The sequence below is a fragment of the Amycolatopsis silviterrae genome (assembly GCF_042684085.1).
Classification (GTDB): Bacteria; Actinomycetota; Actinomycetes; order Mycobacteriales; family Pseudonocardiaceae; genus Amycolatopsis; species Amycolatopsis silviterrae.
Genome location: NZ_JBHUKS010000015.1, coordinates 125,926 through 147,982, shown reverse-complemented (window position 1 = coordinate 147,982; position 22,057 = coordinate 125,926). Strand labels below are relative to the sequence as shown.

Annotated in this window: 21 protein-coding genes and 1 riboswitch; of the genes, 9 read left to right on the top strand and 12 right to left on the bottom strand. The window is 70.8% G+C overall.

Annotation, left to right across the window (positions count from 1 at the left end; all coding sequences use genetic code 11):
- Positions 1–18 precede the first annotated feature (18 nt).
- Positions 19–92: riboswitch (cobalamin riboswitch) on the bottom strand.
- Positions 93–159: 67 nt separating this feature from the next.
- From ACFSVL_RS21355 to ACFSVL_RS21345, 3 genes are read right to left on the bottom strand one after another with little or no spacing between them, the layout of a single operon-like run.
- Entirely contained in the window at positions 160–399 is a 240-nt protein-coding gene (locus tag ACFSVL_RS21355; RefSeq protein ID WP_037354504.1) for a helix-turn-helix transcriptional regulator, read from the bottom strand.
- 6 nt (positions 400–405) lie between these two features.
- Positions 406–1,260: an ABC transporter permease gene (locus tag ACFSVL_RS21350; RefSeq protein WP_378306755.1), complete on the bottom strand. Its 855-nt coding sequence runs from the start codon at positions 1,258–1,260 to the stop codon at positions 406–408.
- On the bottom strand, positions 1,257–2,162 hold the full coding sequence (locus ACFSVL_RS21345) for an ABC transporter ATP-binding protein (RefSeq protein WP_378306753.1): 906 nt from the start codon (positions 2,160–2,162) through the stop codon (positions 1,257–1,259). The genes ACFSVL_RS21350 and ACFSVL_RS21345 overlap by 4 nt, the downstream gene beginning before the upstream one ends.
- Positions 2,163–2,258: 96 nt before the next feature.
- Here ACFSVL_RS21345 and ACFSVL_RS21340 point away from each other — a divergent pair, with 96 nt between their 5' ends.
- Genes ACFSVL_RS21340 through ACFSVL_RS21330 form a run of 3 tightly spaced genes read left to right on the top strand, consistent with a single transcriptional unit; the run spans position 2,259 to position 5,517 of the window.
- Positions 2,259–3,383 carry a precorrin-3B synthase gene (locus ACFSVL_RS21340; RefSeq protein ID WP_378306751.1) on the top strand — a complete coding sequence of 375 codons (1,125 nt, stop codon included), beginning with the start codon at positions 2,259–2,261 and terminating at the stop codon, positions 3,381–3,383.
- Positions 3,380–4,003: a precorrin-8X methylmutase gene (locus ACFSVL_RS21335; protein ID WP_378306749.1), complete on the top strand. Its 624-nt coding sequence runs from the start codon at positions 3,380–3,382 to the stop codon at positions 4,001–4,003. The genes ACFSVL_RS21340 and ACFSVL_RS21335 overlap by 4 nt, the downstream gene beginning before the upstream one ends.
- The gene (locus tag ACFSVL_RS21330) at positions 4,000–5,517 is read left to right on the top strand and encodes a precorrin-2 C(20)-methyltransferase (protein ID WP_378306747.1); all 1,518 of its coding nucleotides are present in this window, start codon (positions 4,000–4,002) and stop codon (positions 5,515–5,517) included. The genes ACFSVL_RS21335 and ACFSVL_RS21330 overlap by 4 nt, the downstream gene beginning before the upstream one ends.
- Here ACFSVL_RS21330 and ACFSVL_RS21325 read toward each other — a convergent pair.
- Complete coding sequence (locus ACFSVL_RS21325; protein ID WP_378306745.1) at positions 5,508–5,936, bottom strand: MarR family winged helix-turn-helix transcriptional regulator; 429 nt, start codon at positions 5,934–5,936, stop codon at positions 5,508–5,510. The two genes, ACFSVL_RS21330 and ACFSVL_RS21325, sit on opposite strands and share 10 nt — an antisense overlap.
- Before the next feature lie 47 nt (positions 5,937–5,983).
- On the opposite strand from ACFSVL_RS21325, the gene ACFSVL_RS21320 reads away from it, so the two are divergent.
- Entirely contained in the window at positions 5,984–6,487 is a 504-nt protein-coding gene (locus ACFSVL_RS21320) for a hypothetical protein (RefSeq protein ID WP_378306743.1), read from the top strand.
- On the opposite strand, the gene ACFSVL_RS21315 is transcribed toward ACFSVL_RS21320, so the two are convergent.
- Positions 6,387–7,175: an AraC family transcriptional regulator gene (locus ACFSVL_RS21315; RefSeq protein WP_378306741.1), complete on the bottom strand. Its 789-nt coding sequence runs from the start codon at positions 7,173–7,175 to the stop codon at positions 6,387–6,389. The two genes, ACFSVL_RS21320 and ACFSVL_RS21315, sit on opposite strands and share 101 nt — an antisense overlap.
- 54 nt (positions 7,176–7,229) lie before the next feature.
- On the opposite strand from ACFSVL_RS21315, the gene ACFSVL_RS21310 reads away from it, so the two are divergent.
- Positions 7,230–8,381 carry an MFS transporter gene (locus ACFSVL_RS21310; RefSeq protein WP_378306739.1) on the top strand — a complete coding sequence of 384 codons (1,152 nt, stop codon included), beginning with the start codon at positions 7,230–7,232 and terminating at the stop codon, positions 8,379–8,381.
- Positions 8,382–8,420: 39 nt separating this feature from the next.
- Here ACFSVL_RS21310 and ACFSVL_RS21305 read toward each other — a convergent pair whose 3' ends face one another.
- The 6 genes from ACFSVL_RS21305 to cbiE are packed head-to-tail and all read right to left on the bottom strand — an operon-like array spanning position 8,421 to position 15,822.
- Positions 8,421–11,510 carry an arabinosyltransferase domain-containing protein gene (locus tag ACFSVL_RS21305; protein ID WP_378306737.1) on the bottom strand — a complete coding sequence of 1,030 codons (3,090 nt, stop codon included), beginning with the start codon at positions 11,508–11,510 and terminating at the stop codon, positions 8,421–8,423.
- A gap of 32 nt (positions 11,511–11,542) precedes the next feature.
- Positions 11,543–12,187 carry a 5,6-dimethylbenzimidazole synthase gene (bluB, locus tag ACFSVL_RS21300; protein WP_378306735.1) on the bottom strand — a complete coding sequence of 215 codons (645 nt, stop codon included), beginning with the start codon at positions 12,185–12,187 and terminating at the stop codon, positions 11,543–11,545.
- A complete protein-coding gene (locus ACFSVL_RS21295; RefSeq protein ID WP_378306733.1) occupies positions 12,184–12,912 on the bottom strand; it encodes a cobalt-precorrin-6A reductase in 729 nt (242 codons plus the stop codon). Before ACFSVL_RS21295 ends, bluB begins: the two co-directional genes overlap by 4 nt.
- Positions 12,909–13,919 (bottom strand): Gfo/Idh/MocA family protein, encoded by a 1,011-nt coding sequence (locus tag ACFSVL_RS21290; protein ID WP_378306731.1) that lies wholly within the window; start codon positions 13,917–13,919, stop codon positions 12,909–12,911. Before ACFSVL_RS21290 ends, ACFSVL_RS21295 begins: the two co-directional genes overlap by 4 nt.
- Positions 13,916–14,677, bottom strand: a complete 762-nt coding sequence (cobM, locus tag ACFSVL_RS21285; RefSeq protein ID WP_378306729.1) for a precorrin-4 C(11)-methyltransferase — start codon at positions 14,675–14,677, stop codon at positions 13,916–13,918. The genes ACFSVL_RS21290 and cobM overlap by 4 nt, the downstream gene beginning before the upstream one ends.
- Entirely contained in the window at positions 14,674–15,822 is a 1,149-nt protein-coding gene (gene cbiE, locus ACFSVL_RS21280; RefSeq protein ID WP_378306727.1) for a precorrin-6y C5,15-methyltransferase (decarboxylating) subunit CbiE, read from the bottom strand. The genes cobM and cbiE overlap by 4 nt, the downstream gene beginning before the upstream one ends.
- A 70-nt stretch (positions 15,823–15,892) precedes the next feature.
- Between cbiE and ACFSVL_RS21275 the strand changes: the two genes are divergently transcribed.
- From ACFSVL_RS21275 to cobC, 4 genes are read left to right on the top strand one after another with little or no spacing between them, the layout of a single operon-like run.
- The gene (locus tag ACFSVL_RS21275) at positions 15,893–17,869 is read left to right on the top strand and encodes a putative cobaltochelatase (RefSeq protein ID WP_378306725.1); all 1,977 of its coding nucleotides are present in this window, start codon (positions 15,893–15,895) and stop codon (positions 17,867–17,869) included.
- Positions 17,869–18,483 (top strand): cob(I)yrinic acid a,c-diamide adenosyltransferase, encoded by a 615-nt coding sequence (gene cobO / locus ACFSVL_RS21270; RefSeq protein WP_378306723.1) that lies wholly within the window; start codon positions 17,869–17,871, stop codon positions 18,481–18,483. Before ACFSVL_RS21275 ends, cobO begins: the two co-directional genes overlap by 1 nt.
- Entirely contained in the window at positions 18,477–19,829 is a 1,353-nt protein-coding gene (locus ACFSVL_RS21265) for a cobyrinate a,c-diamide synthase (RefSeq protein WP_378306721.1), read from the top strand. The genes cobO and ACFSVL_RS21265 overlap by 7 nt, the downstream gene beginning before the upstream one ends.
- Positions 19,822–20,829 (top strand): Rv2231c family pyridoxal phosphate-dependent protein CobC, encoded by a 1,008-nt coding sequence (cobC, locus tag ACFSVL_RS21260; protein ID WP_378306719.1) that lies wholly within the window; start codon positions 19,822–19,824, stop codon positions 20,827–20,829. Before ACFSVL_RS21265 ends, cobC begins: the two co-directional genes overlap by 8 nt.
- Here the strand turns inward: cobC and ACFSVL_RS21255 are convergent.
- A complete protein-coding gene (locus tag ACFSVL_RS21255; protein ID WP_378306717.1) occupies positions 20,826–22,016 on the bottom strand; it encodes a hypothetical protein in 1,191 nt (396 codons plus the stop codon). The two genes, cobC and ACFSVL_RS21255, sit on opposite strands and share 4 nt — an antisense overlap.
- Positions 22,017–22,057: the final 41 nt, after the last annotated feature.

The window sequence follows — 22,057 nt, the reverse complement described above, 5'->3', positions numbered from 1 at the left end:
GTCGGGCACGCCGGCGGGAGTTCCTGGCTGCCGGCGGCCGCGGGGCCGCCGGTCACAGTGGCGGGACCGCCCCGGACTTCCACCGGGTTCCTCCGCGTGCCGACGCGTGTCCGCTCTACTTTCGCGGGGCGCGCGGGCGCCGTCAAGGTGAGCAGACCCTCACGCGGGTTTGCTTTCGTCCCCGATGCGCGGGAAGGGCGCGGTGGAGAACAGCACCTCCACCGCGACCTCGAAGAACTCCGCGATCCGCAACGCCAGGTAAAGGCTCGGGCTGTACTCGCCGCGCTCCAGGTACCCGATGGTCTGGTAGTGCACGCCGAGCGCGTCCGCGAGCTGCCGCCGCGAGATGCCGCGTTCGGCGCGCAGCACCGCGATGCGGTTGTAGACGTTCTCGCTCACCGCGCCTCACACACGCTGAAGTGCCCTTTCCCGTCGCGCCGCCACCGACGACCCCGATTCGCGCCGGGCCATCCGCTTCAGCAGGATCGGGGCCAGCACCAATCCGATCACGGCCCACGCGAGCAGTACCCCCAGGGTCGGCAACGGCCGCCACGACTGCCCGATCTCCACGACGACCGCCTGGTCCGGCAGCAGCGCCGAGCGCATGCCGAGGCCGAGCCAGTACATCGGGAACACCTGCGCGACGTCCTGCAGCCAGCCCGGCAGCGAGGTGATCGGGTAGAAGATCCCGGAGATCGCGCCGAGCCCGAGCATCGGCAGCATGACCAGGGCGAGCATCCGGGAGTCCTGGATCAGCGAGCCGATCGCGGCGCCGATCGGCAGGGTCGCGACCAGCCCGGCGGCGAGCACCCACAGCAGGTTCAGGATCGAGAAGAACCCGTCCGGGGCCAGCCCGTCGAACAGGAACAGCGACGGCACCAGCATCACGAGGATGCTCGCGACCTGCACCATCGAGAACGTCGTGACCTTGCCGACGAGGTAGCCGAACATCCCGTTCGGCGTCGCTTTCGCCCGCAGCAGCGTGCCGTCCTCGCGGTCGATGACGAGCGCTCCGGCGACGCTGGTCAGGCCGTTGAACACGACGCCGGCGCCGATCACGCCCGGCACCGTCGCGGCGCCCAGCGAGAACGAGGTGCCCGGCAGCTGCGCACCGCGCATGAAGATGAGCGTGCCGAAGATCATCGCCAGCCAGACGAACTGGCCGATCAGGTCGTCGCGATTCGTCCACAGCTGGCGGAATTCGATGAACCCGCGGCGGAGTCCCACCCGCGCCGCGGTTCGCTGCGCCGACGCCGTCATAGCGCACCTGCTTCAGCCAGCCCGGACTCCGCGCGCCGCACGAGCGTCAGGTAGGTGTCTTCCAGCGACGCGCGCCGGACCTCCAGGTCGGCGACCGCTTCGCCGTGCTGCTTGAACAACTCGTACACGTACTTCGTCGCCTCCGTGGTCGAGTGCACGAACCGTTGCCCGCCGACGCTCCAGCGCACCTCGGCCTCGCCCGCGATCTGGCGGCTCAGCTGGTCCGGCGATCCGTCGGCGACGATGTGGCCGCCGCTCAGGATCAGGATCCGGTCGGCGAGTTTTTCCGCCTCGTCGAGGTCGTGCGTGGTGAGCAGGATCGTGGTGGCGTCGTCGGCGAGCCGGTGCACGAGTTCGTGGAAATCGCGCCGCGCCTGCGGGTCGAACCCGGCGGTCGGCTCGTCCAGGAACAGCAGTTCGGGACGGCCGACGATGCCGATCGCCACGTCCAGCCTGCGCCGCTGCCCGCCGGACAGCATCCGGATCTTCTTGCCCGCGTGCTCGGCGAGCCCGACCGCCTCGATCAGCTCGTCGGTGTCCCACGGACGGCGGATCCGGTCGGTGGAGTAGGGCGAGTAGTACGACCCGAGCAGGTCGAGCAGTTCGCGCACCCGCCATTTGCCGTGGTCGCGCCAGGATTGCAGGACGACCCCCAGCCGCGCCCGCCAGTCCTCGCCTCCCTTCGCGGGGTCGGTGCCCAGCACGGACACCTCGCCCGCGGACCGCATGCGGAACCCCTCGAGGATTTCGATCGTCGTGGTCTTGCCCGCCCCGTTCGGCCCGAGCAGGCACAGCACCTCGCCGCGGTGCGCGGTGAACGACGTGCCGTGCAGCACGTCGTTCGCGCCGTAGCGCATGCGTAAGCCTTCGACGCGGAGCACGGTGTCCGCTTGATCTCTCATTGGATGACCCCCATCCTGCCTGTGCGATGGAATGTAGCAGATGTACTACATATGATCGCAAGCCTATTGAATCCGCTTCGGGTTACAGTGAGTGCCATGTCCACCCCCGCCCGCGTGCGCGCCGACGCCTGCCCTGGGGTTTTCGCGACGCACGACGCGGCGGACGGGCCGCTCGCCAGGGTCCGGCTTCCCGGCGGCGTGGTGACCGCGGATCGCTTGCGGGCCTTGGCAACCTGCGCGGAAGACCTCGGCGACGGCGACGTCCATCTGACCTCGCGCGCGAACGTCCAGCTGCGCGGCGTGCGAAGGCCGGGGCTGGCGGGACGGCTGACCGAAGCCGGGTTGCTGCCGTCGCCCAGCCACGAACGCGTGCGGAACGTGCTGGCCTCTCCGTTGAGCGGAGTGCGTGGCGGGCTCGCCGACGTCCGGGGGCTTTCCGCGACGCTGGATCGCGCGCTGTGCGCGCGGCCGGAACTCGCGGAGCTGCCCGGCCGGTTCCTGTTCGGCTTTGACGACGGTCGCGGCGACGTCGTGGGCACGGATGTCTGCTGGCGCGCGACCGGGCCGACGGTCGGTGCGGTGCTGCTGGCCGGAGCTGATTCGGGCTGGCGCGTGTCGCGGGACGACGCGGTGTCCGCGCTGCTCACGGTGGCGGAAACGTTTGCGCGTACGCGTGGTTCGGTATGGCGGATCGGAGAACTGGCCGATCCTTCGATGCTGCTGCCCGACGGTCCGCGCGAAGCGCCGCAAACCCTTCCGACCCGCATTGACCTGACGGTCGGCCGGATCCGGCGCGACGACGGCGGCGAGGCGGTGGGGGTCGCGCCTCGGTTCGGCCAGCTGACTGCCGCGCAGTTGCGCACGCTCGCCGACTTCGGCGACGCAGTGGTCACGCCGTGGCGTTCGGTGCTGTTGCCCGGCGGCGCGGACGTCGAACGCCTGCACGCGGCGGGGCTTTCGACGGATCCGGCGACGGCGGAGCTTAGCGCGTGCATCGGCGCGCCGGGGTGTGCGAAGTCTCTCGCCGACGTCCGCGCGGACGCGGCGACACTGGTCGCGGACGGGGCGCGGGTGCACGTCTCGGGCTGTGCACGCCGCTGCGGGCGGCCGTCCGGGGCCCACCGCGACGTTGTCGCCGAACCCGGCGGCTACCGTGTCGACGGACGCTGGACCCCGGCGTCCGAGTTGGCGGATGCGTTGGCGAGAAAGGGACCTTCGTGATCGACTACCTGCGGGACGGGGCCGAGATCTACCGGCACTCGTTCGCCACGATCCGCGAAGAGGCGGACCTGGCGATCCTGCCCGACGACGTCGCGGGCGTCGCGGTCCGGATGATCCATTCCTGCGGCATGGTCGACCTGGTCGACGACCTGCGCTACTCGCTCGACGTCGTCGAGGCGGGGCGCGCCGCGCTGGAGGCGGGCGCGCCGATCCTGTGCGACGCGAAGATGATCGCCAGCGGCATCACGCGCAAACGGCTGCCCGCGGCGAACGACGTCGTGTGCACTTTGGACGATCCGAGCGTGCCGGGGCTCGCCGAACGGCTGGGCACCACGCGGTCGGCCGCCGCGCTGGAGCTGTGGCGCGACCGGCTGCCCGGTTCGGTGGTGGCCATCGGCAACGCGCCGACCGCGTTGTTCCGGCTGCTGGAGCTGCTCGACGAGGGCGTCGGCGCACCGGCCGCGATCATCGGCGTGCCAGTCGGATTCGTCGGCGCGGCGGAGTCCAAAGTGGAATTGGCACAGCGGGCGCCCGCGCCGTACCTGGTCGTGCACGGCCGTCGCGGCGGCAGTGCGATGGCCGTCGGCGCCGTGAACGCGATTGCGAGCGCGGTCGAATGACGGGGCGGCTGTACGGCGTCGGGCTGGGCCCCGGCGATCCGGAACTGATGACGGTGAAGGCGGCGCGGCTGATCGGCGAGGCGGACGTCATCGCCTACCACTGCGCGCGGCACGGGCGCAGCATCGCGCGTTCGGTGGCGGAGCCGTACCTGCGCGAGGGGCAGCTGGAAGAGCGGCTGGTCTATCCGGTCACCACCGAGACCACCGACCATCCCGGCGGCTACGAGGGCGCGATCGCCGATTTCTACGAGCTGAGCGCGAAAAAGCTCGCCGAGCATCTCGACGCCGGGCGTGACGTGGTGCTGCTGTGCGAGGGCGATCCGTTCTTCTACGGCTCCTACATGTACATGCACGAACGGCTCGCCGGGCGGTTCGAGACCGAAGTGGTGCCCGGCGTGACGTCGGTGAGCGCGGCGTCGTCGGTGCTCGGCCGTCCGCTGGTGCAGCGCGACGAAGTGCTCACCGTGTTGCCGGGAACGTTGCCCGCGCCCGAATTGGCGCGGCGGCTGGCGGACACCGAAGCGGCGGCGGTGCTGAAATTGGGCCGCACCTTCGGTTCTGTCCGGGAAGCGCTCGCGGAGGCAGGCAAGCTCGACGACGCCTGGTATGTCGAGCGGGCGACCTGGAAGCAGCAGCGGGTGGAGCCGTTCGCGGACGTCGATCCGGAGTCGGTGCCGTATTTTTCCTTGGCGTTGCTGCCGAGTCCGGCTTACAAGTCTCGGGTGGACGGTGAGCCCGCGGTGCCGCTCGCACCTTCGGTGCCGGCGGAAGGCGGCGAGGTGGTCGTCGTCGGGCTCGGTCCGGCCGGGCCGGAGTGGCTGACGCCGGAAGCTTCCGCGGAACTGGCGGCGGCGGACCACATCGTCGGCTACGGGCCGTATGTCGCGCGGGTTCCGCAGCGGACCGGGCAGCAGCGGCACGCGTCAGGGAACCGGGTCGAGGCGGACCGGGCGGTCGAGGCGTTGCAGCTGGCAGCGACGGGCGCGCGGGTGGCCGTGGTGTCGTCCGGCGATCCGGGCGTGTTCGCGATGGCTTCGGCGGTGCTGGAACAGGTTTCGGCCGGGAACGGCGCCGGCGCGCGGGTCCGGATCGTGCCCGGGGTGACGGCGGCGCAGGCTGCCGCGTCGCGCGTGGGCGCCCCGCTGGGACACGACTACTGCGTACTGTCCCTTTCGGACCGGTTGAAGCCGTGGGAGATCATCGAACGCCGGCTGGACGCGGCTGGTGCGGCGGATCTGGTGCTGGCGCTGTACAACCCGGCCTCGCGGACGCGGGTGACACAGCTGGAGAACGCGCGGGAAGTCCTGCTGCGGCACCGGGATCCGGCGACGCCGGTGGTGGTCGCGCGCGACGTCGGCGGGCCGGAGGAGGACATCCGGGTCACCACGCTCGGCGGGCTCGATCCGTCTACTGTGGACATGCGGTGCCTGCTCATCGTGGGCTCGTCGCGCACGGTGGTGGAGGAAGGCCCGGACGGCCGGTCGATCGTGTGGACGCCGCGCAGCTATTCCTGACCTTCCCGGAGCAGCCGTTCCGCCTCGGCGAGGTGGCGGGTGAGTTCTTTCCGCCGTGCCGCACTGAGTTTCGGGGCGTGCTCGGCGAGGGCTGAGTCGATCGAACCGTCCGCGCGGGTGCGGAACATCGCGCGCGCGGCCGGTTCGATCTCCAGCCTCGACTTGCGCCGGTCCTTCTCGTCCGGCCGCATCCGCAGGACGCCCGCGTCCGCCATCCGGTGCGCGATCCGGGAGACGAGGCTCTGCGCCAGCCCGGTCCGGCGGGTCACGTCGCTGATCGTCGCGCCAGGATGGCCGGAGACGTCCTCGATCACCGCCAGCTCTCCCGCGTTGACCTGGTCCGCGCCGGTGTTCCCGGTGCTGGTCAGCGCGATTTCGCGGAGGGTGCGGGCGAGGCGGTGCAGGTCGGCGGCGCGCATCGCGCTATTCAATCACCGGTGATACATTCGAGGAAGTATCACTAGTGATGGAGTTGCCGATGGTCGACGACGTGCTGATCGCGCTCGCGGTCGGGTTCCTGATCGTGCGGCAGTTCCGCTGGCGGTCCGCCGAGCCGCGGCGGATGCTGGTGACGCCGCTCGTGGTGATCGCGGTGGGGCTGGTTTACCTGGGGTTCGAGCTGGGCGGCGGGTTCCGCGCGGCGGACTGGCTGCTGGCCGGCGAACTCGTCCTGGTCGCGGGCACCGGCGCCGCGATGGGGCGGGTGACACGGTTCCGGCGGGCGGACGGGCTGCAGTACCGGCTGACCGGGCCGGGAATCGCGCTGTGGGCGGTCTTTCTCGCGATCCGGATCGGTTCGTTCGCGCTGGCCGGCGTCCTCGGCGCGCACCTGCTCGACGCGACCGGGCTGATCCTCGTCTCGTTCGGCGTCAACCGGCTCGCGGCGAGTCTCGTGGTACGGCACCGGATAGTCCACTGTGGAGATACGACCCCGGCGTGTGGCCGAGAGAACGCCGGAACACGTCGATAAACGCGCTGGTGGTGGCGAATCCGCAGCGTTGCGCCACGGACGTCACGGACTGGCCCTCCACCAGCAGCCGCAACGCGTGGTACAGCCGCAGCTGCGTGCGCCATTGCGGAAACGTCATGCCGGTGTCCGTGCGGAACAGCCGGGTGAGCGTCCGGCCGCTGGCTCCGACAGTGCGGCCCAGCGCTTCGAGGCTGCGCGAGTCGGAAGGATCTTCCTCCAGCAACCGGCACACGGCGATCAGCCGCGGATCGCGTGCGGCGGGCACCTGCACCGGACGCTCCGGCGCGAGGGTGAGCTGGTCGAACAACACGGCCCGCATCCGTTGGCCGGCGGGCGTCGCGCGGTCCTCGCCGAGTTCGGTGTACGCGATCAGCAGCTCGCGTAGCAGTGGGGTGACCGCGAGCGCGGTCGGCTCGGTCACCGGCAATGGGCTCAGCTCCGGCGAAAAACCGAACAGATGCAGCCGGGTGACGCCGTAAGCGCGGTGGGAATGCACCGTGCCGGCCGGAATCCACAGCGCCCGGTGTGCGGGCGTGATCCAGCGCGACCGGTCCGTGTGCACGGCCAGTACGCCGCTGCTGGCGTAGACGACCTGGTGCTCGTCGTGCCAGTGCTCGGCGATGCTCGCGGTGGCGGCCAGGTCCCGGATGTTCGTGGGCGCGGTGGGCTGGTGGCCGGAAATCGACATAAGTCGGCATAATAACGGAATCGCGAAGCACTCAGCCGGTTCGACCATGACCGGGTGACAACACTCCGCGCTCCGGCCCGAACCGCGCGCTGGCCGATGCCGCTCATGGTCATCGGCCACGCCGTCGACGACCTCTACCAGGGCGCAGTCCCCGCGCTCGTGCCGTTTCTCGTCGCCGAACGGCACTACGGCTACCTCGCCGCGGCCGGGATCACCGTGGCCGCGACGCTGCTGTCCTCGGTGGTCCAGCCGCTGTTCGGAGTGCTGACCGACCGGCGGCCGATGCCGTGGCTGGTGCCGGCCGGGATGACGGTCGCCGGCGCTGGGATCGGGCTGTCCGGGCTGGCCGATTCCTACGCGCTGACCTGGCTCGCGATCGCGCTGTCCGGCCTCGGCGTCGCCGCTTACCACCCGGAATCGGCGCGGATCGCCCGCCGGATCGCCGGGCGCGGGCACGTCGGGATGAGCTGGTTTTCCTTGGGCGGCAACGTCGGTTTCGCGTTGGGGCCGATCCTCGTCACCCCGGTGCTGCAGGCGGGCGGTCTCGGCGCGACGCCGTATCTCGTGCTGCCCGCGCTGGTCGCCGGAGTGGTCGTCACCGCGTTGTTCCGCCGGATGGGCGACCTGCACTCCGCGGCGCGGCACAGCGCGCACGTCGGCCGGGACGATTGGCGGCAGTTCGGCTGGCTGACCGTCGTGGTGGTCGGACGCTCCATCGCGTCCTTCTCGCTCAACACCTTCCTCGCCATCTGGGTCACGCAGCGGACCGGCAGTGTGCTCGCCGGGGAAGTGGCGTTGGTGGTGCTGTTCGGGGTCGGTGCGGTGGGCACGCTGCTCGGCGGCGTGCTGGCTGGACGCTGGGGCCGGATCCGGACGGTTTACGTCTCATACGCGGTGTCGGTGCCCGCGATGGCCGGGATCGCGCTCGTGCCGGGGTACGGCGTGTTTCTGCCGGTCGCGCTGGCCGCGCTGGCGTTGTATGCGCCGTTCTCGCTGCATGTGACGCTGGGGCAGGACTACCTGCCGAATCGGCTTGGCACGGCAAGCGGGGTGACGCTCGGGCTGGCGGTGAGCGCCGGCGGCGTGGTCGCGCCCGCGGTGGGGGCGCTGGCCAACGCGGTGGGGCTGCAGTGGGCGTTGCTGGCGCTGGCGGTGGTGCCGGGGATGTCGGTGCTGGGGGCGCGGAGGTTGCGGGAGCCCTCGTGAGTGGCAATCACGGTTCTAACCGCGATCGCCACTCACGACCTACCTTGTCGGGTCCTTGCCGTTGGGCTGCGACGGCCCCGGCCCGGGCGACCACCAGCCCCACACCGTCTTCTCGCCGTGCCGCACCGTCGGCGCGACCCCCGTCGTGTACGGCTCGATCTGCAGCAGCTGCCCCCACGACTGGTACGGCTGGCCGCTCAGGTAGCTCGGCACCTCCGGCTCCTTGGCGATCTCCTCGAGCCAGCCGTTCGGCCCGCCGTTGGTGCTGGACGCCCACTTCGCCTCGTCGGCGAGCTGGCCGGGGGTGATCCGGTAGTCCGGCATCGCGGAGATGCCGTCGTGCGAGGTGACCGGGTTCGCGCACGGGTACACGAACGAAGCGGGCCAGTCGATGTACACCGATTTGCCCGCGAGCTTGTCGGTGAGCGTGGTGAAGGTCGGCACGCGCGGCGCGGACGCGGCGATCCAGCCGTCCTCGGTGAGGTCGTCGTCCACCATGACGACCCGCACCGACGTGGTTTCCGGCGGCAGGTCGCGCAGGTTGATCCGGGTGTCGTTCCAGCCGCCGGTGCCCGCGCCGGGCGGGAGCGCGAACTGGCTGCGCAGCACCCGCACGCCCTCGGGGGTGTTCACGCCGTACTCCAGGCTCACCGACGCCGGGCGGCGCGGCTGGCTCGCGGTGGCGACCACGATCTGGCCGTTCTCGGTCCGGTCGGTGAGCGCGTACCAGTCGCTGCGCAGGCGTCCGGCGCGGGTCTGGGTGTCGAGGTAGCTGCTCCACATCGGCACCTGGTCCTGCTTGAACCCGTGCGGCGGCTCGGCCAGCGGGTCCTTGTCGTCGACCGGGCTGGTGTGGAAGCCAGTCTGGACCCGGCCGTTGTCCTGGTCCGGGTTCGGCAGCGGGTTCGGCGGGTTCTGCGTGACCGGCTTCTCCGGCACGGTCCGCTGCTCGGGCTGCGCGTGCAGGATGCTCTTGGCCGCGTCGCGCTCCACCATCACGTGGTCGGACAGGTTGCAGCTCTTGCCGAACAGATGCCCGACGTTCGCCGCGCCGAGGCTGTAGCTGTCGCGCTGGAAGTAGATCGCCGCGCCCATCGTGTAGATCTCGCCCGCCGCGACCAGGCCGCACACCACGACCAGCGACAGCGAACCGAGCCGAAGCGACCGGCTCCGGCCCTCCTGCGGCGCCGGTCCCGGCCGGTGCGCCCGGACGTTCTCCACGAACGCGTAGATCCCGGCGATCGCGGCGGCCCCGAGCAGGATCGTCGACAGCGGGATGCCGCCGATCGACGGCGCGCCGTTCGTCCACGGCACCCCGATCCGCGAGACGAACCAGTACGCGTTCGGACCGGTCGCGGCGAGCGCGCCGACCACCAGCAGCACGGCCAGGAACGCGGCGCGGTTGCGGTTGGAGCGCAGCACGGTGGAACTGGTCGCGAGCGCGGTGAGCGCCGCCATCGACGCGCCGACCGCGGCGAACGCGCCGAAGTGGTGCGTCCATTTCGTCGGGGTCAGCGCGAGCAGCAGGAAGAACAGCGCGGTGGTGCCGATCAGCCGGCGGCTCGGCCCGAGCGCGGCGCCGGGGATCCGGCCGCGGCGCAGCAGCACCACCAGGCAGGTCATCGTGCAGAGCAGTACGAGCAGCACCGGGAACCGGCGGGGCGCGGAGCCGTCCGGCAGGTTCTCGAACAGCAATTGGTAGCGCGCGAGTTCCTGGAACCACGACAGGTTCGGGCCGACCGCGGTGCGGATGCGGGTGGCCTCCTGGACGGTCGCGAACGTCTGGTCGGCGAACATCACCACGAGGACCAGGAAGCCGGACGCGAGGATCGGCGCGAGCATCGGCAGCCAGCCGCTCGCCGAACGCTGCCGGACCAGCTTGAACAGCGGTTTCCCGGCGACCAGGAACGGGGCGACCGCGATCAGCCCGGTCGGCGTCGCGGCCAGGGTGAAGGCGGCCGCCGTGAGCCCGAGGCACAGCGGCAGCAGCCGGCGGGTGACCAGCGCGCGTTCGACCGCGCAGATCGCCAGCAGCGACCCGAGCGCGGCGACCGGTTCCGGCCGGACGCCGTTGTTGTACGGCATCCACCAGACCAGGAACACCGCCGCGGCGGCCCATCCCGCCGCGCGGCTGCGCCGGACCTGGGTGCCCAGCCGCGGCATCACCTCGCGGCTGATCAGCAGCCAGCTGATCACGCCGAGCAGGTACGAGGGCAGCCGGATCCACGGCGGCACCGTGCTGACGTGCGTCATCAGCTCGTACAGGTGGTAGAACCAGCCGAACGGGGCCTCCGCGACGCCGAACCAGCGGTGGTAGTTCGTGAGGTATCCGGTGGCCTCGGTGACCCTGGCCATGGTGAGGATGTAGCCGTCGTCCGAGGTCACCGGCCCGATGAAGACCCACGCGCCGAGCACGCCGAACACTGTCGCGTCGCGGCCGGTGAGCCGCCACCAGCCGACCGGGGCCCAGCGCGGAGCGCGGCGGGCGAAGCCGGAGTCCATCCGCCACACCGCGATCAGGCAGCCGAGGAACGACAGCGCGGCGAGGATGCCGACGACGAGCTTCAGCGCGGTCGGCGAGGTCTGGTAGCGGGTGTCCGGGACGACCGACACGTGCAGGCCGGCGATCGGGTCGCGGGCGGAGCTGATCGACGAGTAGATGCCGAGCACGCGCGGCCGGACGTCGCCGGTGGTGTGGAAGATCGGGGTCTTGCCGACCGAGAGCGTCATCTGGGTCGCGTCCGAGTCGAGCGTGACCGCGCAGCCGTCCTGCGGGAGCGGCTGCTGCGCGATCTGCTGGCCCTGGCTGGACGCGAACAGCACGCCGTTGTCGATGCGCAGCTGCATGCCGACGCCGTTGGCCGCGTTCTTGCCGGTGCGCCCGTCCGGGACGGTGCCGAACAGCAGCGCCGAGCCGTTCGTGCGGGCGTCGAGCGACCGGATCGTGTCGCACGGCAGCTCGGCCTTCAGGTTCTGTGCCCAGTACCCGGTCAAGGGCGCGTTGACGGAACGCGTGTCGGAGGCGGTGGGCCACGCGACTTCCGCGGTGTCCTGCACGACCGGCAGGAAGGGATAGGCCAGGGCGCACAGCGCCGAAAGCAACCCCAGCACTACGGCAATCGGACGCATTAGAGGAAATCTATTGGGTCACTCCGAGAGGTTTACGCTGACCCCTCGTCGCGCGGCGTGAACCGCTCGTGGTGTAACGCGCTGGCCAGCGGCGCGCGGCTGCGCCAGCCGTGCCGTTCGAGGTCGGGGACCTCGGCGAGATTCGTTACCGGTCCTACACAAAGCCAGGCCACCGGGCGGATGCCGTCGGGGATGCCGAGCAGCTGCGCGAGCGCGGGTTCGCGGTAAAAACTCACCCACCCGACGCCGAGCCCCTCCGCGGTGGCGGCCAGCCACAGGTTCTGGATCGCCAGGCACACCGAGTACAGCCCGGCGTCGGCGATCGCGTGCCTGCCGAGCACCGCCGGGGCCCCGCGCTGCGCGTCGTAGGTGACCACGATGCCCAGGCTCGACTCGCGGATGCCCTCGACCTTGATCCTGGCGAACGTCTCCGCGCGTTCGCCGTCCAGGGACGCGGCGAACACGTCGCGCTCCGCGTGCACGTGCCGGGCGAACTCGTCGCGCGTGCCCGGGTCGCGGACCAGCACGAAGTCCCACGGCTGGCTCATCCCGACGCTCGGCGCGGCGTGCGCGGCTTCCAGCACCCGGGTGAGGACGGCGTCGTCGATCGGCTCGCCGGTGAACTCGGCGCGGACGTCGCGGCGGCGGTGCAGGACGTCGTAAAACTGTTCGTTCATCGCTTGAGCACCCATTCGACGGCGGCGGCTACGTCCGCGGTTTCGGCGCCCGCCGGTCGCGGCGGGCGGCGGACCACGACCACCGGCAGGCCGAGTTCCCGCGCGGCGGTCAGTTTCGCGGCGGTCATCGCGCCGCCGCTGTCCTTGGTGACCAGCACGTCGATGTCGTGCTCGGTCATCAGCGCGCGTTCGCCGTCGAGGCGGAACGGGCCGCGGTCGAGCACCACTTCGTGCCGGCGCGGCAGCGGCTGGTCCGGCGGGTCGACGCAGCGGATCAGGAACCACAGCGGGTCGAGGTCGGCGAACGCGGCCAGGCCCTGGCGGCCGCTGGTGAGGAACGCGCGGGCACCGAGGCCGGGCAGGAGCGCGGCGGCCTCTTCGAGGTCGGCGGCCCAGTGCCAGCGGTCGGCGCCGGCCGGCTGCCAGCCGGGGCGGGCGAGCCGCAGGAGGGGGACCTTGGCCGCGTGGGCGGCGTGGAAAGCGTTGGCGCCAATGCGTTCCGCGAACGGATGCGTGGCGTCGACCACTGCCTGGATCCGGTTTTCGCGCAGCCAGGCGGTGAGGCCTTCGACGCCGCCGAACCCGCCGATCCGCACCGCGCCGACCGGCAGGCGCGGCCGCGTGACGCGCCCGGCCAGCGACGAGATCACCTCGACGTCGCGTTCGTGCAGCTGGGCGGCCAGGTCACGGGCCTCCGCGGTGCCGCCGAGGATCAGGACGGTCATCGCCCGTATCCGACGGCCGTGCGCCACCGGTCGAGGGTGCGCATGTTGGCGAGCGTTTCGGCCCAGGTCAGTTCCGGGCCTTGCCGGTCCGCGACGTGCGCGGCGACGTAATCCGCTTCGCGGGCGTAAACCCCTTGGGTGGCTTCGATTTCGATGACTTCCGGCTCGCCGTCCGACGGAGTCAGCACGATGGACGAGACGCCGGGCGTGCGCAGCTCGTGGATCCACGCGGGCTTCGGCACGTAGAGCTGACCGGTGGTGCCGTAGATCCGGATGTGGTCGTCCTGCGTCAGCAGATACCCGCAGGACAGCTGGGCGATGATCTCGCCGGGCAGCCGCAGCAGGCCCATCGCGAACTCGTCGACGCCGCTCTCGGTGAGCCGGGCCATGCCGGTGACGCGGGTCGGCTCCACGGCCGGAATTCCGGTCGCGGCCTGCGAAACCAGCCGGGCCAGCGAGGTGCAGTAGCAGCCGACGTCGAGGATCCCGCCGCCGCCGAGCGCGGGATCGCCCAGCCGGACCGCGTCGTTCGCGTCGGAATCGAAGCTGAACGTGACGTCCACGGCCCGTACCTCGCCGATCGCGCCGCATTCGATCAGCTCGACCAGCCGCCGGGTCTGCGGATGCAGCCGGTACATGAACGCTTCCATGAGGAAAACGTCGTTGCGCCGCGCGGCATCGATGACTTTCTCCGCGTCCGGCGCGGTGAGCGTGAGGGGTTTCTCGCACAGCACGTGCTTGCCCGCTTCGGCGGACCGGATCGCCCATTCCTCGTGCTGCGCGTGCGGAGTGGCGATGTAAACGGCGTCGACGTCCGGGTCGGCGAGGAGTTCTTCGTAGCTGCCGTACGCCTTCGGGATTTCGTACCTGGTCGCGAAATCGCGCGCCCGCTCGGCCGTGCGCGAAGCCACCGCGGCGAGTACCCCGTGGCGGCTTTGCTCGACGCCGGCGGCGAATTCGGCGGCGATGGTCCCGGTGGCCAGCAGGCCCCAGCGCAGTTCGGTCACAACGACTCCGGTTGGCTCGCCCGGTCGCGGGTGCTGGAATAGAGGAAACTGTCCGGAAAACCGCCCGCGGAGAGGACCCGGCCGACGAAAATCGTGGCCGCGCGGGTCATTCCGGCGGAACGCGCTTGGCCGGCGATGTCGGCGAGCGTGCCGCGCACCACGGTTTCCCCTGGCTGGCTGGCCAAGGCGACGACGGCGGCGGGACAGTCCGCGCCGTAGTGGCCGGCGAGTTCTTCGGTGACGCGCTCGATGTGGTTGATCGCCAGGTGCAGTGCGAGAGTGGTGCCGGTGCGGGCGAAATTCTCCAGCGTTTCGGTGTCTGGCATCGCGGTGGACCTCGCTTGCGCGCGCGTGATCACGAGGCTCTGCCCGATCCCCGGCACGGTCAACTCCCGGCCGAGCACGGCGGCTGACGCGGCGAACGCCGGAACCCCGGGCACCATCTCGTACGGCACGCCTTCCGGTTCCAGCCGTCGGACCTGCTCGGCGACCGCGCTGTACAGCGACGGATCTCCCGAACACAACCGCGCGACGTCGTGACCAGCCTTGTGCGCGTCGATCAGTTTCTCGGTGATCTGGTCGAGGCTGAGGTTCGCGGTGTCGACGCGTTCGGCGTCCGGCGCGCAGTAGGCGAGCAGGTCAGTCGGCGTCATGCTGCCCGGGTACAGGCACACCTGGCAGCGCGCGAGCAGGTCGCGGCCGCGCACGGTGATCAGGTCGGCCGCGCCCGGTCCGGCCCCGATGAAGTAAACGGTCATTTCCAGCTCCACTGCGTGACTGCGCGGGACGGTGTCCAGCCGGTGAACCCGCCGAGCGGTTTCGCGTGCTCCACGGAGATCCGTTGCAGTTCCCCGCCGTACCGGGCGTACGCGGCGGCCAGGATCTGCTCGGCCTCAAGGGTGACACCGTGCGCGACGATGCGGGCGTCGGTTTCGACACAGTGGTCGAGGACGCCGGGCACGGTCAAGCCGCCGCCGACGAACACCGCGTCCGGACGGGGGAGCCTGGCCAGCGCCTCCGGTGCCGGGCCGGTGACCACCTGTAATTCCGGCACGCCAAGGGCATTGGCGTTGCGCTGGACGCGTTCGGCACGCGCCGGATCGCGTTCGATCGCGATGGCGCGGTTCAGCGGATGCGCGCGCGACCATTCGATGCCGATGCTGCCCGCGCCCGCGCCGACGTCCCACAGGAGTTCGCCCGGGTTTGGCGCGAGGCGGGCGAGAGCGGACGCGCGGAGGTCGCGTTTGGTGAGCTGGCCGTCGTGCTCGAAGGCGTCGTCGGGCAGACCGGTGAGCGGGAGGCCAGGGCCGTGGCAGAGCACGGCGAAGACCGTCAGCGGGCCGGGGTCGTGGACCCAGCCGTCGGCGATCTGTTCGTCGGCCGCGCCGAGGTTTTCCAAGGCGGTGAGGGCGGAATCGCCGTAGCCGCGGGCGTTGAGCAGCTCGCGCAGCTCTGGTGCGGAGCCGCCGAGGACCAGCACTTTCCGGTTCGGCGCCAGCGCCCGCGCGACGCGGTGGACGGCGCGTCCGACGACCGTGACGACCTCGGTTTCCTCGAACGACCAGCCGAGCCGCGCGCGAGCCAGCGTCGCCGAGGAAACCGCTGGCAGGACGTCGAGTGCGTAGCCGCGGTCACGCAGGGTGGTGGCGATACCGGACAGGAACGGATCGCCGCTGGCCAGCACGCAGACTCGGCCGGTTTGCCCGGCCAGGATCTCGTCGAGCGCGGGCAGCAGCGGACTGGGCCAGGCTTGGGTGCGGAGGTCTTCCGGCAAGGACTTCAGCTGCCGTTGCGCGCCGAGCACGACGTCCGCCCGCCGCACGGCGTCGCGGGCCGCGGGGGTGAGCCCGGTCCACCCGTCGGCCCCGATCCCGACCACCGTCAGGCGTGATTCTTCGCGCACGATTTCCCACCCTAAGCGAGACCTCCGCTGTGCGATGATCGGCCAGACGCCGACCCACAAGGGAGTGCTCTTGAAGCCCTATCCGTTCACCGCTGTCGTCGGGATGCCGGACCTGCGTCTGGCGCTCGTCCTGTCCTCGATCTCGCCCGCGGTCGGCGGGGTCTTGGTGCGGGGCGAGAAGGGCACCGCGAAGTCGACCATGGTGCGCGCGCTCGCCGGGCTGCTGCCGGGCGTCGACGTGGTGGACGGCTGCCGGTTCTCCTGCGACCCCGCCACTCCGGACCCGGCGTGCCCGGACGGCCCGCACGCGGCGGGTCTTCCCGCGCACCGGCGGCCGGCGCGGCTGGTGGAGCTGCCGGTCGGCGCGGCCGAGGACCGGGTCGTCGGCTCGCTGAACCTGGAGAAGGCGCTGGCCGAGGGCGTCACCGACTATCAGCCCGGCCTACTGGCCGCCGCGCACCGCGGGCTGCTGTACGTCGATGAGGTCAACCTCCTGCACGACCATCTGGTGGACACGCTGCTCGACGCGGCGGCGATGGGCCGCGCGACGGTCGAGCGCGAGGGCGTTTCCGTCTCGCACGCGGCGAGGTTCGTGCTGATCGGGACGATGAACCCGGAGGAGGGCGAACTGCGGCCGCAGCTGCTCGACCGGTTCGGGCTGACCGTCGAGGTCGCGTCGAGCCGTGATCCGGAGCAGCGCGTCGAGGTGGTCCGGCGGCGGCTCGCCTACGAAGCGGATCCGGACGGTTTCGCGGACGGCTACGCGGCGGAGGACTCGGCGCTGGCGGCGGAGATCGAGGCGGCGCAACGGCTTTTGCCGTCGGTCAAGCTGCCGGACGAGGCGCTGCGGCAGATCGCCGAGGTGTGCGCGTCGTTCGAGGTCGACGGCATGCGCGCGGACATCGTCACGGCGCGGACCGCGGTCGCGCACGCGGCGTGGGCCGGGCGCGACGAGGTCACCACCGAGGACATCCGGGTCGCGGCGCGGCTCGCGCTGCCGCACCGGCGCCGGCGGAATCCGTTCGACGCGCCGGGGATTTCCGAGGAACAGCTCGAACAGGCGCTGGAGGATTCGCAGCCGCCGCCCGAGGGACCGGACGACGACGGCGGCGGCCCTGGCGGTGGTCCCGGTCCGGACGACGGCGGGCCGGTGCCGGACGGTGGGCCGTCCGAGGGGGCTCCGCCTTCTCCTGGTGAGGCTCCTTCGGGTAACGGGTCTTCGCCGCAGAAGACGGTCAACGCGGGGGATACGTTTCGTGCGCGGGTGTTCCGGGTGAAGGGCACCGGCGAGGGCGAACGCGGCCGCCGGTCGCGCGCCATCACCGACACCGGCCGGACGATCGGCGTGCAGCCGCCCAGTGTGCGCGACGGACGTCCGCATCTGGTCGCGACGATCCGGGCCGCCGCCCCGCATCAGCGGGCGCGGGGCCGGTCCGGGCCGGGGCTGGAGGTGCGGTCGCCGGACCTGCGGTTCGCGTTGCGCGAGGGCCGCGAAGGCAATCTGGTGCTGTTCTGCGTCGACGCGTCGGGCTCGATGGGCGCGCGGGCGCGGATGCGGGAAGTGAAGACCGCGGTGCTTTCGCTGTTGTTGGACGCCTACCAACGGCGCGACAAGGTCGGTCTGGTCACGTTCCGTGGCGCGGACGCCGAACTGGCGCTCCCGCCGACGATCAGCGTCGAAGCCGCCGCGGCCCGGCTGGACGGCCTGCCGACCGGCGGGCGCACCCCGCTCGCCGAGGGATTGCTGGAGGCCGCGCGGGTGCTGCGGGTCGAGTCGATCCGGGATCCGCGTCGTCGGCCGCTGCTGGTGCTGGTCACCGACGGCCGGGCCACGAGCGGTTCCGACGCGGTGGCCCGGGCCAAGGCCGCCGCGGGCTTGCTGACCGACGTGACGACGATCGTGATGGACTGCGAGACCGGCCGGATGCGCCTCGGTCTCGCCGCGGAATTGGCCGGGCACTTGGGAGCCGAGCACGTGCCACTGTCCGAAGTGGCCGCTGAATCGCTCGCTTCGGCGGTGCGCGAACGAACGGGGAGGGCTGCCTGATGCCACAGGGCAAACCGGAGGTCGTGCCGAAGGACGGGCTCACCACGCGGCAGCGCCGCAACCGCCCGCTGCTCGCCGTGCACACCGGTGAGATGAAAGGGAAATCCACCGCGGCGTTCGGCATGGCGCTGCGCGCGTGGAACCAGGGCTGGTCGATCGGCGTGTTCCAGTTCGTGAAGTCGGCGAAATGGCGCGTCGGCGAGGAAGCCGCGTTCAAGGCGCTCGGCAAGCTGCACGACGACACCGGACAGGGCGGCGCGGTCGAGTGGCACAAGATGGGCGAGGGCTGGAGCTGGTCGCGCAAACAAGGGTCCGAAGAGGACCATGCCGCCAACGCCCGCGAGGGCTGGGCGGAAATCAAGCGCCGGCTCGCCGCCGAGACGCACGATTTCTATGTCCTGGACGAATTCAGCTACCTGCTCAAATGGGGCTGGCTCGAAGTGGACGACGTCGTGTCCACTTTGGCCTCCCGGCCCGGGCATCAGCACGTGGTGATCACCGGCCGCTACGCGCCGCCGGAACTGATCGAGGCCGCGGACCTGGTCGCCGAGATGACGAAGGTGAAGCACCCGATGGACGCCGGGCAGAAGGGCCAGCGGGGGATCGAGTGGTAGCGCGGGTCGTCGTCGCCGCGCCCGGTTCCGGGCACGGCAAGACCACCATCGCCGCCGGGCTCATGGCCGCGTTGCGCGCCGCCGGGCACACCGTGTCCGGGCACAAAGTCGGGCCGGACTTCATCGACCCCGGCTACCACTCCCTGGCCACCGGCCGCCCGGCCCGGAACCTGGACCCGTTCCTACAGGGCGAGGAAGCGCTGGTTCCGTTGCTGCGACACGGTTCCGCGGGCGCGGACATCGCCGTCATCGAGGGCGTGATGGGCCTGTTCGACGGCGCTTTGGGCACCGAAGGCTATGCGTCGACCGCGCACGTCGCGCGGCTGCTCGACGCGCCGGTCGTGCTGGTGGTCGATGCTTCGGCGGCCTCGCGGAGCGTCGCGGCGACGGTGCTGGGGTTCGCGCAGTACGACACTCGTGTCCGGCTCGCCGGGGTGATCCTGAACAAACTGGGCTCGCAGCGGCACGAGGACGAGATCGTCACCGCGCTGGAAGCGACTGGCGTTCCGTTGCTGGGTGCGTTGCGCCGCAACGAGAATGTGCATGCACCGAGTAGGCACCTCGGACTGGTTCCGGCGGCGGAACGAGCCGCGGAGTCGCAGCGGCTGCTGCCGGAGCTGGCGGAGTGGGTCGCTGCGGGCGTCGATATCGAAGCCGTCGTGCGGGTCGCCCGAAGTGCTCCGGCGCTGAGCGGTCCATTGTGGAACGCCGGTCCGGTGTGGGACGGTCCACGTGCGACACTCGCCGCCGCCGGAGGTCCGGCGTTCACCTTCCGCTACGCCGAGAACATCGAACTGCTGGCCGCGCGCGGGATCGACGTGGTCGACATCGACCCGTTGCGGGACAAGGCATTGCCGCCGGATTGCGCTGGCCTATACTTCGGCGGCGGGTTCCCGGAAGTGCACGCTGCTGAGCTGTCGTCCAATGTGGAGCTTCGGGATGCGGTCGGTGCCGCGATCGACGCGGGGATGCCGGTAAGCGCGGAATGCGCGGGTTTGCTTTATCTGTGCCAATCCCTGGACGGTCTGCCGATGGTGGGTGCTGTCGCCGCGGAAGCGACCATGACTGCGCGCGGAAAGCTCGGTTACCGCCGTGCGGTTTCGGTGGCCGACAATGTCCTCGCCGTGGCCGGACAGCGGGTCACTGGGCACGAATTCCACCGCACCGAAATCGCTCCCGCGCACGGGGAAACGGCGGCGTGGGGCTGGGATCGCGGCCTGGACGGGTTCGTGTCGGCCTCGCTGCACGCGTCGTATCTGCACGTCCACTGGGCTGGGCATCCCGAGCTGGCGGACCGTTTCGCGTCGCAGGTGCGCGCGCATTCCCTGGCGGCGGCTCATGGCTGAGTACGACCTCCACCATCACGGCGATCGCGAGGTCGGCGACGGTCTTGTGGATCTCGCGGTGAACGTCCGGCTGCCGGTTCCGCCCGCGTGGCTTCGCACGGAACTCGCTGCGGCACTGGACGATCTGGCCGCCTACCCGGACCCGACGCGCGCTACGGAAGCCGTCGCCGCCCGGCACGGCCGGAATTTCGACGACGTGCTGGTGACCGCTGGCGCCGCGGAAGCGTTCACGCTGCTGGCGTCTATTCCGGCGAAGCACGCGGTGGTGGTCCACCCGCAATTCACCGAACCGGAAGCCGCGTTGCGTGCCGCCGGGCATCCCGTCGACCGGGTCATCCTGTCCGAAGTGGACGGCTACCGGCTGGATCCGGCGCTCATCCCCGCTTCCGCGGACCTGGTGTTCGTCGGCAACCCGACCAACCCGACCTCGGTCCTGCACCCCGCCGATTCCCTGCGTGCCCTGGCGCGTCCCGGCCGGGTACTGGTGGTCGACGAAGCGTTCCTCGACGCGGTCCCCGGAGAGGTCGAAAGCCTTGCCGGAGAACGCATCCCGGGCGTCGTCGTACTGCGGAGCCTCACCAAGACCTGGGGGCTCGCGGGCTTGCGGGCTGGCTACGTCCTAGGCGAACCGTCGCTGATCGCCCGGTTGCGCGCGGTGCAGCCACCCTGGTCAGTGTCCACATTGGCCGCAGTGGCGACGGTCGCCTGCTGCCGCCCCGCCGCCTTGGAAGAGGCCGAAAAACTGGCCGCCGCCGCGGAAGCCGACCGCGACTACCTGGAATCCGGCTTAACCGCACGGGGAATTCCCGTGCTCGGCACTCCGCGCGGACCGTTCGTGCTGATCCGCATCCCCGACGGGGCAAACGTCCGGCTGCGACTGCGCGAAGCGGGCTACGCCGTCCGCCGCGGCGACACGTTCCCTGGCCTAGGACCGGACCACCTGCGCATCGCAGTCCGCGACCGCGCGACGACGGATGCTTTCCTCGCCGCGCTGGGCTAACGGTTCTGGAGCGCGGTGAATTCCTCCAGCCAGGCGTAGTTCGGCGCTGCGGTGCCGTCGGGATTCTTCTGGACGGTCGCCCTCGCGAACACGCTGTTCAGCAGCCACGGCGGGGTTTCCGGACCGAAGTCCGCGCCCTTGAGCGCGGCAATGCCCTGGTCGATGCCGTACGCGGCGACGGCGAGCTTGCCGGTCGCGCGGAACTTGGTTATCTGGTCGGTCAGGAAGTGCTTGTTGTTCTCGAACCACGGACTGGTGCGGAGGAAGTCGTCCCACCGCGGTTTCGGGAACGGCTGACGCAGCGCGTTGCGGATAACCTGCCAGACCTTCGTGTCCGCGGGGACGTGGTACTTGGCCGCGTACTCGGCCGAGATCCGGTCGGCGAGGTGCTTCTTCCAGAGCTGGACCAGTGAGAACTCGGTGACGAGGAACTTCTTTTCGCCCAGCTTGGGCAGCACGTAGTCGAGGAAGGCCTGCACGTCGCCCGGCGCACCGACGTGGGGATGGATGTCGGTTCCGGCGATTTCCGGGGTGTCGCGGACGTACTTCATCCAGCGTTCGGTACCGGCTCCAGTCCACTTAGGATCGTCGAGATTGTTGAGCGCGCCCATGTGCAGGACGGTCTTGCCCTTGCGAGCCTTGATCACGTGGCCGGCGACGGTCTCGTAGAAATCGTTGAGAGCCCCGTTGTTCCAGTCGGACTTGGGACATTCGATGAACGGCTCGTTGCCGACCACCAGGATGTCGACCTTGTCCATGACCGCCGGCAGCAGCTTGTCGAGCCGCGCGAGATCGGCCTGCATAGCCGGGGTTCCAGGCCGCGGAATCTGCTTGTGGGAATCGGGAAAGTACGGAAAGTTGAGGGACAGCACCGTTCCGTATCCCCGGTCGCCAGCCTGCAGCAAAGTCTTGACCGTCGGGTTTTCGGTAGCACCGTGTTTGTCCAGATCGGGCATCGCGGTGAATCCGCGGACCCACTTCGCGCCGGAACGCTGAAGCTCGTCCCAGCCCATCGTGTCCGGATCGGCGTTGAAGTTCGCCCCGAGCGCACCGTCCGGCGGCGGCAGTGTTTTGTCCGGTGCCGGGCTGTCCGGCGTCGAACAAGCGGCCGCGCCGAAAACCGAAAGACCGGCCGCCGCGGACAACTGGAACAGACGTCGCCGGTTGAGGGGTAAGCTGGGTGCCACGAGATCCTTGGTAACACGAAAATGGCTCGCACCGCAGCCTG